The sequence below is a fragment of the Allopusillimonas ginsengisoli genome (assembly GCF_004153455.1).
Classification (GTDB): domain Bacteria; phylum Pseudomonadota; class Gammaproteobacteria; order Burkholderiales; family Burkholderiaceae_B; genus Allopusillimonas; species Allopusillimonas ginsengisoli.
In genome coordinates this window covers 237,523-249,267 of record NZ_SDQE01000001.1, presented here as the reverse complement: position 1 = coordinate 249,267, position 11,745 = coordinate 237,523, and the positions used below count along the sequence as shown (strand labels likewise).

Annotated in this window: 9 protein-coding genes and 1 pseudogene; 5 read left to right on the top strand and 5 right to left on the bottom strand. The window is 53.8% G+C overall.

Annotated elements, in window-relative coordinates; all coding sequences use genetic code 11:
- Positions 1–75 precede the first annotated feature (75 nt).
- Positions 76–2,019, top strand: a complete 1,944-nt coding sequence (locus ERE07_RS01270; protein ID WP_167670696.1) for an acyltransferase family protein — start codon at positions 76–78, stop codon at positions 2,017–2,019.
- 38 nt (positions 2,020–2,057) lie between these two features.
- Here the strand turns inward: ERE07_RS01270 and ERE07_RS01265 are convergent, their stop codons facing one another.
- A complete protein-coding gene (locus ERE07_RS01265; RefSeq protein WP_130007063.1) occupies positions 2,058–2,594 on the bottom strand; it encodes a peroxiredoxin in 537 nt (178 codons plus the stop codon).
- 171 nt (positions 2,595–2,765) lie between these two features.
- Positions 2,766–3,083 carry a DMT family transporter gene (locus tag ERE07_RS01260; protein ID WP_130007062.1) on the bottom strand — a complete coding sequence of 106 codons (318 nt, stop codon included), beginning with the start codon at positions 3,081–3,083 and terminating at the stop codon, positions 2,766–2,768.
- Positions 3,084–3,513: 430 nt separating this feature from the next.
- Between ERE07_RS01260 and ERE07_RS01255 the strand changes: the two genes are divergently transcribed.
- Both ERE07_RS01255 and ERE07_RS01250 read left to right on the top strand, forming a co-directional pair.
- Complete coding sequence (locus ERE07_RS01255; protein ID WP_425330940.1) at positions 3,514–5,118, top strand: ABC transporter substrate-binding protein; 1,605 nt, start codon at positions 3,514–3,516, stop codon at positions 5,116–5,118.
- Positions 5,119–5,136: 18 nt separating this feature from the next.
- Positions 5,137–6,342, top strand: coding sequence for a M20 aminoacylase family protein (locus ERE07_RS01250; RefSeq protein WP_130007061.1), 1,206 nt, complete (start codon positions 5,137–5,139; stop codon positions 6,340–6,342).
- Positions 6,343–6,384: 42 nt separating this feature from the next.
- Here ERE07_RS01250 and ERE07_RS01245 read toward each other — a convergent pair whose 3' ends face one another.
- Positions 6,385–7,743, bottom strand: coding sequence for an amidase (locus tag ERE07_RS01245; protein ID WP_130007060.1), 1,359 nt, complete (start codon positions 7,741–7,743; stop codon positions 6,385–6,387).
- A 13-nt stretch (positions 7,744–7,756) separates the two neighbouring features.
- Positions 7,757–7,906: pseudogene (locus ERE07_RS21905) on the bottom strand (DUF2848 family protein); the annotation flags it as partial.
- A 204-nt stretch (positions 7,907–8,110) separates the two neighbouring features.
- Between ERE07_RS21905 and ERE07_RS01235 the strand changes: the two are divergent.
- Together ERE07_RS01235 and ERE07_RS01225 are read left to right on the top strand one after the other, a co-directional pair.
- Positions 8,111–8,902, top strand: coding sequence for a phytanoyl-CoA dioxygenase family protein (locus tag ERE07_RS01235; RefSeq protein WP_130007058.1), 792 nt, complete (start codon positions 8,111–8,113; stop codon positions 8,900–8,902).
- An 853-nt stretch (positions 8,903–9,755) separates the two neighbouring features.
- Entirely contained in the window at positions 9,756–10,016 is a 261-nt protein-coding gene (locus ERE07_RS01225) for a hypothetical protein (RefSeq protein WP_130007057.1), read from the top strand.
- A 734-nt stretch (positions 10,017–10,750) separates the two neighbouring features.
- Here the strand turns inward: ERE07_RS01225 and ERE07_RS01220 are convergent.
- On the bottom strand, positions 10,751–11,497 hold the full coding sequence (locus tag ERE07_RS01220; RefSeq protein WP_130007056.1) for a sulfite exporter TauE/SafE family protein: 747 nt from the start codon (positions 11,495–11,497) through the stop codon (positions 10,751–10,753).
- Positions 11,498–11,745 lie beyond the last annotated feature (248 nt).

The window sequence follows — 11,745 nt, the reverse complement described above, 5'->3', positions numbered from 1 at the left end:
ACATGATGTCGGCTTGAACCCGCCGACCTCGCCACTACAATGCCCCACATCCTTGCTCATACTCCCCCTGGCGTGATGACTCAACAACCTGCCAATTACCAAGCGGAAGTGGATGGCCTGCGCGCCATCGCGGTCGTCTGCGTGCTGTTGTTCCATGTTGGATTTGCCTGGATCAGCGGCGGTTTTGTCGGGGTAGACATTTTCTTTGTCATTTCCGGCTACCTCATTACCGGCATTTTGCTGCGAGATTGCAATGCAGGGCGGTTCGCCTTTCTGTCTTTCATGGAAAGGCGCATTGCCCGGCTCTACCCGGCCTTGGTCGTAACATTGCTTGGGGTCCTGGCGCTCGGTTTCCTGGTGTTTGCGGCCGTTCACTATCGGGCACTGGCCGAGTCGACTGTCGCGTCGTTCTTTTCGGTTTCCAATTTTCTGTTCTGGCAAAGCGCCGGATACTTCGATCAGTCGTCCGAACTGAACCCATTGCTTCATACCTGGTCGCTAGGCGTTGAGCAGCAGTTTTATCTGATCTGGCCGCTCATTATCTGGCTGGCTTATCGCGCCAGGCCGGCGGCAGTCCCGTATGTCCTTGGTGCGGTGGGCCTGGTATCTCTCGTGGCGTCGCAGTGGATGGCTGGCGTGGATCCCACCGCCAATTACTATCTGATGCCTTTTCGCGTGTTCGAATTTGCAGCCGGCGGGCTTATCCCCTGGCTGGAGCGCTATCGTCCTCACGCCAACGCGGGTCTCGAGGGCATGATGGCCATCGGCCTTGCATTAATCCTGTACGGCGCGCTGCGATTTGATGCCTCGACCGTATTTCCAGGAGTCAATGCCCTGTTTCCCGCAGTTGGGGCAATGCTGTGCATCGCCGGGGGGCGTGCCAAATATCTGGGTGCTCTATTGCGCAATCGATTGGTGGTCGCCACCGGCCTGATTTCCTATTCTCTTTATTTGGTGCATTGGCCGCTCATCGTATTCTATAAATACTATATCTATCGTCCCCTGGAGATCGGCGACCGCCTTGTGTTGCTAAGCCTGTCTTTTTTACTGGCCGCCCCTTTGTATAGCTATGTGGAAAATCGTTTCCGGCGTGGTCGCCTGGGGGCAAATCCTATGCGCAATGCGGCGAAATGTGCGGCCTGGGGATTGCTTTGCGTTGTGCCTGCGCTAGTTGTGGTGAAGGGGAACGGCTTGCCTTTCCGGGAAAACGACGCATACCGCCAACGATTGGCGCACGCCAAGGATTTTCACGAGCGCGAATATGGAGGCGAAGGTTATGAATTTGGTCATTACGAGATCGGCGATCACGCTGCCGCGCAACCATCTGCACTGATATTGGGTGACAGCTTGGCCCGCCAGTATGCGGGTGCGCTCGACCATTTCCTGAATACGGAAGGCCAGAAGTGGCAAACCTCCTTGCGCGATGCCTGTTATTTTCGGCCTGGATACACGGCATTGCTGGCGGGTAAGCCACGCGAGGTGTGTGTGGAACGCATGGGTGATGTGCTCGATTTCGTGGCGCAACCCGGGCGCGCCCCGCTGGTTATGTCGCTGAATTGGCCCGGCTATCGAAAAATCGTCGCTAAAGAAGATGGCACGTCGCTGCAATTCAATGACGAAGAGTACATGGCGTTTGTCCTGGACACCCTACGGGATCTTCTGAACAAGGCAGAGGGCCGTACACTGTTCTTGATCGGCACCGCACCGGGGGCGGGTTCTTCACAGGGCACGGCTGCCTGCCTGCAACGGCCGGACTATCTCCCCATGATTTGCCTCAAGCGGCTGGAAATCGAGGCAGAGCAGGGTAATGGCTATGACGTGAATGCAGCCATTGCGCAGTTCGCAGCAAAGCGTGACGATCTGGTGTTCCTGAATCCTTACGATGCCCTGTGCGATCAGGGGCGGTGCATTACCCTGAAAGGCGGCAATCTCATTTACTCCGACGGCAACCATTTATCCAAATTTGGTGCAAAGCTGGTGGTTGAACACTTCGCCGACAGGCTTCGCAGCCTGCAGTGAGAACAGCAGGGAGGGCGCGGATGGCCCCCGCACGCTCGCTAACCGCTCGTGGTGTTCCGTTGTACGCCCAGCTTGGCCAGCGTCGCCGCCATATCTTCGGCAGACGTGGCCGGATTGACATCTTTGTCGATTTTGAGCACCCGGCCGTCTTTGCCGATATAAATGGTGTGTCGCTTGGCAAAGCCCAGCACATGCAGCACACCGTAAGCCTTGGCCACTGATTTGTCTTCGTCGCTCAGCAAGGGAAAGTCCGCGCCGGTTTCCTCAGAGAAGCCCTTGTTGTCTTCCAGCGGATCGACACTGGCCATAAAGTAGGTGACATCGAACTCCCGGATAAGATGCCCATTTTCCGCCAGTGACTTGCATTCAATGGTGCAGCCACGTGTTCGGGCCTTGGGAAACCAGGCCAGCACAACAGCCTGTTTGCCGTGGTAATCCGAAAGCCGGTAGGTGGTGCCATCTGAACCAGGCAGTTCGAAATCCGGAGCCTGATCGCCGACTTCAAGCGCGCTGGCAGGCGCGGCAAATATTGCCAGCCACGCACCCAGCACCAGTGGTTTTAGGTACTTGAGCATGGGATCCTCCTTTTTTTGCACCTTAGGTGCGTACCAACTTAAAACAGAATAACAGCTTCTGGCCATATCCTGAATGGAGAGACACTTCGCGCGTTGATCAGCGGCAGAAGCGCGGTCGATCTGCCCTCACGGACAGCTCGTTTGGTGTGAGAGCGAACAGGGTTGTTGAAACTAAGTCGATGAAAGTTTCATCAGGATAATCCCGGCCACAATTAAGGAGGCGGCAATGAGTCGCATTGCGCCAGCCGGTTCATTGAGAACCATGATGCCGACCAAAAAGGCGCCTACGGCGCCAATGCCAGTCCAGATTGTGTAAGCGGTGCCTAGTGGAAGCGTTCGCATGGAAGCGGAGAGCAGAGCGAAACTTGCAATCATTGCAACAAGTGTAATGACAGTTGGCCCCAGGCGCGTAAAGCCAGCGGATTGCTTCATGTAGAACGCCCAGACGACCTCCAGCACCCCTGCCACTATCAAGAATATCCAGGCCATGAAGAGCCCTCCTAAAAAAGATCGGGCCGTCCCGGATGTTCATTTTCGCAAGAAAGGTCGTCCTTTCCGATTGAGATTATAAACGTTCATCGGCGGTAGCTGGCTGAATCACTCCGTTGGCACTTTTCATGCATTGCGTTAGAAATATTATGCTTCCTGTGTTCATAATAAAACGGCATATGTCTTAAAGAAAAATGCATTCGACGGTAATTTAAGTGATATGTATGATCAGAATGAATTTATTCATTTTCTATCAAAAAGGAGTCAACTCCTTTGAAAATAATCGGCGCCCAGGTGAGTGGTGTTTAGCTGCACAGAGACTATAAAGCGGCGAGGCCGCCTTGTCCCTAAGCTTGATGAATCCGCTGAAAGCTGCACGCCCTGTAGTGCAATTACTTCTTGGCAATTCAATGCTAATCAGGAGATTCGAATGAAGTTCTTCATGGCAAATAAACGAACGACATGGCTAGCCGCTCTGGTACTTGGTATGGGCCTGGGATGTGGCGTTCAAGCCAAGACTTTGCACTGGGCGTACCAGGGAGATGTCAACTCGCTGGATCCCATGTCGCTGAACGAGACATTTACGAAAGGATTTCAAGACGCGTTCTACGAGGCGTTGGTTGCGTATAACAAGGACCTTGAACTTGTTCCTGCGTTGGCAGTCAGGTGGGAAAATCCTGAACCTACCAAATGGATATTCTATTTGCGCGAAGGCGTCAAATTCCACGATGGCAGCCCCTTTGCGGCTGATGACGTGGTGTTTTCCTGGAAGCGCAGCCTGACAGCAGGTTCGGATTTTAAGTCGTTCGGTGGGCTGGCCTCTGAGGTCAAGAAGATCGATGACTACACCGTTGAGGTGACAACGCCCCAGCCTAATCCCATTTTGCCGCGCTACTGGGTGCACCTGTATATGATGAGCAAATCATGGGCGGAAAAAAATCACGCCACAGAGGCAGCCAGTGTAAAAGGCGGAGCCAGTAGCTACACCAATTTGCACGAGAACGGTACGGGCCCGTTCAAGGTGGTTGAGCGTCATCCGGATGTCAAAACAACCTTGAAACGTTTCGATGGCTACTGGAACAAGGATATTCCCACAAACCTCACGGAAATTGTGTTCCAGCCTATTACCCAGGAATCCACCCGCGTTGCGGCCCTTATTTCAGGTGAGTTGGATCTGGCGATGCCCATTCCGGTGCAGGATTGGTCACGCCTGGAAAAAGAGCCCGACATCCAGATGCTTAAAACGCCGGAAATTAGGGCTATTTTTATCGGCATGGACCAGCACCGCGACGAGCTGTTGTTCTCCGATGTCAAAGGAAAAAATCCGTTCAAGGATAAGCGCGTTCGCGAGGCAATCATACGCACGGTTGACACCAACGTGATCAACAAAAAAATAATGCGCAGCACGGCTCAACCATTGGGCACGCTGATCGCCGGATCAATTAACGGCTATGACGAATCTTTCGGCCAGCCTTATAAAACCGATTTTCCCAGAGCAAAGAAGCTGATGGCTGACGCTGGCTACCCCAATGGTTTTTCAGTGCAGATGGACTGCCCGAATGATCGCTATGTGAATGATGAAAAAATTTGCCAAGCCGTAGCAAGCATGTTGGCGCGCATTGGAATCAAAATCGATTTGCTTGCACAAACCAAGTCAAAGTATTTTGCAAAGGTTTTGCCGCAAGGTGGAAACAATACCAGCATGTACCTTTTGGGATGGGCGCCCGCAACCGTAGATGCCGAAAAAACGCTGATTGACCTTGTTGCATGCCGGAACGCCGCAACGGCAGCAGGGCAGTTCAATCTGGGCGGCTATTGCAACAAAGACATTGATGCTTTGATTGCAAAAATCGGTGTCGAAACGGATCAAGAAAAACGCAATGTCGCGATCAACACCGCCTTTACCCTGTTGCGCAAGGACTATGGCTATCTGCCGCTGCACCAGCAGCCGCTGTCATGGGGAGTAAAAAAGGACATTAGCGTCGAACAACGCGCTGACGACGTGCTGGATATGCGCACGGTAATCATGCCATAAAGCAATAGAGGAAAAAATATGTACGCAAAGAATATTATTGACTCAATCAAGTTATTTCATGATGAGTTAACCTCCATACGCCAAGACATTCATGCTCACCCCGAGCTGGGGTTTGAAGAGACTCGCACATCTGATCTTGTCGCAAAAAGCTTGAGTGCTTTGGGTTATGTGGTGCATCGAAATATTGGCAAAACGGGGGTGGTGGGGGTCCTGGAAGGTAAGCGCAATTCCAGTGGCCGCTGTATAGGCCTGCGTGCTGATATGGACGCTTTGCCGATTCTTGAAACCGGCAAACTCGACTACTCCTCGACGAACCATGGCGTCATGCACGCATGCGGTCACGACGGCCATACTACGGTGCTGCTGGGTGCAGCACGTTATCTGGCTGAAACACGCAATTTTGATGGCAAGCTGGTGCTTGTCTTCCAACCGGCTGAAGAAGGTCGCGGCGGGGCACAGGCCATGCTCGATGACGGCTTATTCGAGCGATTTCCGTGTGATGCCATTTACGGGCTGCATAACTGGCCTAGCCTGCCTGCGGGAGTCATTGGCGTGTGCCCGGGGCCTGCAATGGCAGCTGCAGATAGTTTCGAGATTCACGTTCAAGGGCGGGGTGGCCATGGCGCCCGGCCCAATGATACTAACGATCCTGTCGTGATCGTCGGGCAACTTATCGCAGCAATGCAAACCATTGTTTCGCGCAACCTGCCCGCGCTGGACTCGGCAGTAGTGACGATTGCGGCGGTCCAGGCTGGCAGCCTGCCAGCCATGAACGTAATACCTAAAGATGCCTATCTCACGGGCACTGTGCGGACATTCAGCCGTGCGGTGCAAGAGCAAGTCATCCGCCGCATGGAAGAAGTGACGGCGGGCATTGCGGCGGCATTCAACGCCAACATCGAACTCAAATACCATCGCTTGTTTCCAGCGACAGTCAATAATCTGGAGCATGCCGCGTTCGTGACGAGTGTGGCCACCGAATTGCTTGGTGCGGAAAATGTCGTGCCAAACCTGGCCCCCACCATGGGCTCAGAAGATTTTTCACTTATGCTTGAAAAGTGTCCGGGCACATATTTCCGTCTGGGTCAGGGTGGCGCTGAATCCGGATGCTTATTGCATACGGCAGGATTCAATTTTAATGATGCCGTCATCCCTGTTGGGAGCGCGATGTTTTGCGGTCTGGTAGAGCGTAGCATGCCTTTGTTGGACAACACATCACGGTAGCGAGCCTGGCGTAGCTGGCGTCGTCGATGCGAGGTGTAATAGTCATTGCGTGCGCACTTCAGATAGTAATTGCTCCAGTGCGGCGCCTACATTAAGGATATGACGATCCCGCAATTTCGATCCAGCGACCATCAAACCCACCGGCGCGCTGTCGTACGGATGGCAGGGAATGGACAGTGCACAGCCGTCGAGGAAATTAATCAGCGTGGGGTTGCGCAGAATTAATGCGTTTGCTTTGAAATAAGCAGTGTCATTGGTTGCCAGGGCTTTAATTGGCGGCGCGATGATGGGTACGGTTGGCATCAGCAAGGCATCAAAGTGCTTGATACGCTGTTCCACTGCGCCAATCCACTGCAATCGTGTGTGCTGCAGTTGATCAAAATCTGCTGCGCTGATTTCTTTCCCGCGCAAGATTCGAGAGGAAACACGAGGGTCATACTGGTTTGCACGCTCGATCAATAGCTCCCGATGCCAGGCCCACGCTTCCGCACAGACTATGCCTCCTTTGCTGTTGATAGAAGCCAATTCCTCAAATTCCGGAATATCGATCAATTCTACTTGCGCGCCAGCGCGCCGGATCAGATCAATAGTATCTTCGAAAATCTTACGCACATGCGTGTCGGCCTCGTCCAGCACGACGGATGATGGAATAGCAAAGCGTAACCGGGACAGCTTGGGCGCTATCGGCGCTTCATATGCCTGGCCAGCCAGAATAGCGTCTAGGATCGCGCAGCAATTTACCGACACGCCCAACGGGCCAATGGAGTCAAGGCTCAAAGATAAAGGAAGGGCGCCTGGCGAGGGAATTCGTCTGGCGGTGGGCTTGAATCCAGTCAAGCCGCAAAAGGCGGAAGGGATCCGAACGGAACCTCCGGTATCGGTACCGATCGCGGCAACACACATGCCGTCGGCAACCGAGACCCCGGCCCCGGAGGAAGATCCGCCGGGAATGCGTTCCGAGGCGCGGTCCCACGGGCTGCTGGGTGTGCCGTAATGAGGGTTCAGGCCTAATCCGGAAAACGCGAATTCAGTCATGTTGGTGCGGCCGATTATGACAGCGCCAGCGTCGATCAGGCGCTGCACAATAACCGCGTTCTGCTTGGCCTTTGGCGCGGTTCTCAGGACAACTGAACCAGCCAGTGTGGTTTCGCCGGCGACATCGAACAAATCCTTGATGGAAACAGGAAGGCCGTCAATGGGGGAACGTGACCGGCCTGCAGCACGTAACGTATCGGATGCCTTTGCCGCAGCGCGTGACTGTATAGCATAGGTTTTCGTGAAAACCGATTGGCTATCCGAAGCTTCGATGCGCTCCAACGCCGTCTCAGTTAATTCAGCCGATGTTATCTGGCCTTTTATCAGTGACTGATTGAGCTCAATAATGGTGGGCAGTTTTGCCATTCGACCGTGTTCCTTACGCTATTTCGGGCAGTACTCGGAGTGTATAGCTATGCTGCAGGGAGCGCTGGCGTTTGGGATCGACAAGCTCCATCGAAAAAACCCGCGAAGGGCCTATTCCGCCTATTGCACTCACAGTTCCGCAGCTCATGCCGCTGTGCGCGGGCGGCATGAAGCACAAGCTGAAGCAGTCCGACGCTTGGATGCGAAAGCACGGGCTGCGCTTTCCCATACGCCGTATACACTGTAAGCATGATGTCCATGTCTGCATTCTTCCTGCTGATCTGCACGGCCCGAATCATGCTGACGCGTCTACGCCAAGCAAATAAAATCGGCTCTGCCAACACAGTGGCCGAGCGGGGGGCGTGTAATGTCTAAAACCGATCAAGCCAGCCTGACGTCTTGCCAAGTCCAGAGCTTCATTGACGACGGTTTCGTGAGAATCGAAAGCGCCTTCAGCACTGACCTTGCCCAACAATGCCGGGATGAACTTTGGATCGATCTGGGGCTGTCACCAGACAAGCCCCAACACTGGACTCAACCAGTTCTCCGAGTGGGGTGGAAGTACTCAACGCCCTTCATTAGCGCTGCCAACACGCCACAACTACACCGAGCTTATGATCAGCTTTCTGGGAAGGGTCGCTGGCTTGCCCCCAAAGGCCTGGGAACCTTTCCGATCCGCTTTCCGTCATCTGAATCTTCTGGCGATGATGGCTGGCATGTGGATATGAGTTTCGGTGATACTCATCCGGATTTCATGGAATGGCGCGCCAATGTGAAAAGCAGTGGACGCGCATTGCTGATGCTCTTTCTGTTATCGGATGTAGGCCCCGACGATGCGCCCACAAAGATTCGGAAAGGCTCGCATTCCATCGTTGCGCGAGAGTTGCTGCCCTATGGCGATGCGGGTGCAACGCTCAGGCAGCTCTCTGCCAACGGTTACGCTTCTACAGTAGATTGCGAGGTTGAGCTAGCGACTGGAGCGGCTGGCACCGTCTATCTCTGCCACCCGTTTCTTGTTCATGCCGCGCAACCTCATCGAGGAGAACGGCCGCGCTTCATGGCACAACCACCATTGTTGCCGAAGGGTGAATTCGATCCGACGCTGCCGCCATCGCCGGTGCAACTGGCTATTCGCCAGGCTTGTGAGCTAAGGTTCTAGATTGGACAGCACCTGCGTGCCACCGGACTCTCGGGCCTGGCCTGCCCGCAGATGCTGGGCATTGATGAACGCTTCTTTAGTCGCAAAACCGTCAACAAAAGCGCGGGGATTGGCGCATGAGAACTGCTAGGTATTTGATATATACCCCGTATCGAGAGTTCACCATGGTTCAGATTGCTAAAATTTTTATGGACGCCGCCAAGCAGTCAGGCTGCCTCAAGACTTTCGTTTTGATGAAAGCGAAGTCTACGTAAGACGCGATCCTGCAACGGGCGATGTTATTTGTCACGTCGTCCCGATTCTTGGACTGACTTTTTCGCCCTTGATAAGACCACTGACGTACCCGCAGACTTTATGACGAAAGCAGGCCACAATCAATTGGAATCATCGAACGACCAGTTTTCCAGATCAGATGGCGAGAGTTAAATCCGACTATAAAAACGTACCTGCTTGATACGAACATTGCCAGTCATATCATTAAAGGTGATCAGTCTATCGTGCGTGAGCGATTGGTGCAGGTGCCTATGCATTCCATTTTTATCTTTGCAGCGGCCGAAGCACAGTTGTTGTAAGGGGTGGCTAAACGGCGGATTTGGGATGGTGGTTCCGCAGGGCATCGCATACGTCACTCAGCGTGTGCCCGAGCTGGTCGAGAGTTTCGGCTCGACTACCGGGCAGCCAATGCGACCGCTTAGTCGAGTCATTTCGCCGCAGTAACCGCGTTTATACGAAGGAGCACACACACCACTGATTACTCAGGCGATCAGCACGTTGATGGCTGTTAGCGCTGGTGTAATACTGATCCACCGGAGGTGCGGACAAAACCGTGGTTTACTGTGGGAGTAGTCGCGAATTGCATCCCGAACTTGATAAGACGATTGTCGGCAGCAGTTCTCCCAACGTTGGTCGTTCCAGCGCCAAGAAACAGCAGGCAGTCGTGGCGCTGAGCACACGCACGAGCTCAGCGAAGGTGGTGGGGAGCGCTGCCGGTGTGACGCGCGAGACGTTGTATAACTGGCATCATCAGCTACTTAACCACGCCCCTCTTAAGCCTATGAAAAAAAAGAGAGAAGAGGCCCCCATGGATCAACAGCGCGAGGCACTGCTCGAGTAGCTGGCCGGTTTGGAAGGTCGGATAGAGAATGGCGCTGGTTGTTCAATTGGTCCGTTCAGGATGCTAGTCGAGGTGTGTAGGTGCGGTGACGCTAGCGTATTGCGTATTAGCAGCCGCTAGCAATCAAAAACAACTTCCAGTTAGATCGCCCACTGGACGATGGTGGCGCCCGCTGCGCGGGCCAGTATTCGCAATCAGGGCATACTGGGTCGTCGTTCCCATTGCCGTGAGCTCGCCGCCCAAAACGCCGACTGTACCGCCATCCGTTGCCGCTGCCCTGGCTTTCTCGGCATAAACGGCTTCCTCCCCACTAGGCGGGACCCCTCCATATATTCCACGGTCCCGTTCATCAGCCCCGGCCTGCGGTTCAGCACGGCAAGGCGACGAATTCACGGCAACGGCGGCAACTCCGCAGGAAACGTATGACTGCGGACGCCGAAAACCTACTACCAGGCTCGGAATCTTCGTAAGCACACGATTAACACCGTATAGCATTTCGTGCTGATTGTCCGAAGAATTTATCCCACCGAGCAATCTCAGTTTTGTGTCTTTAAAATGATATGTAGGCATACATTCGATGGAACCGAGCGACGGTATTGTGCTGTGCAAATGTCAGCATCGTCCGATTGAGCTTAAACGTGATGAGAATCAAGATAGCGATATTGCATCGGAGGATTGCTCCTGAAACAAGGCCGCAAATTCCTGCCTGGTTACTGTCCGGCAATGCGTGACGCTTATAAAATCTGCCAAAGCATGTGCAGACTGACGATGGTCATGACAATCTTGAAGCCCAGCCTGAACGTTTTCTCGGGCAGATTATCCAGAGTGCGTGTGCCGACCCAGGTTCCGGCCAAGCCGCTGGCGATCATCGCCGCCAGCAGCGGCGCCCACTCCGCATAGGCAAAGCCCAGCATACCGAAGACGAGAATCTTCAGGCCATGTTGAATCACCATACAGACTGCGTGCGTGGCTACCAGCGGTTGCCTGATCAGACCTGTACTGGCTAGTAGCGCGGCGACCAACGGGCCGGTGGAGCCGACCAGCATGGTGAAGAAGCTTGATACTGCGCCGCCCACTACGAAATAGATCTTTCCGTGCTGCTGGATGTCGGTCTTGGGCTTTTTGCGGTAGACCGACCATAGGATGAACAGTGCTAAGCTGGCTTTGGCCCATTTTTCCGGGATGTTGACGACTAGCGAACCGCCTATCGCGATGCCAGCCAGACTGCCCAATGTGAACCAGACTAGCAGTGGAGCGACTATGTAGCTGCGTTGAATCATCACTCTCCCTGCGTTGGAGCCCATCTGCACGACTCCGTGCACTGGCAGCACGCTTGTCACCGGCAAGCCCAGGCCCAGCACTGCCAACATCGCGACACCCCCGCCCAATCCCATTGACGCGGTGAACGCTGAAGTGACGAAGCTGAGAGCGATCAGAGTTATGGCGAAGAAAGACGTGATCTCGGTTGGGATAAATGACATGATGCTCTCGAATGAACTGTTGGCTGTGCCATAGTTATTTCGTTAATGATGGATATCACTTGACGACATTTCCACAGCGCTTAGATTTTTACACCGTGTCTTTATTTTCGCCTAGCAGGAAGATCGATAAATTACTGATTTGTTTTCATAACTGAACTGATTCAGCGCTGATAGACGCGTTCGTGCACCACCATTATGATCAGGTGATGGGGCGTAAGCCCAGGCAGTCACTCATATATTCGGCCTAA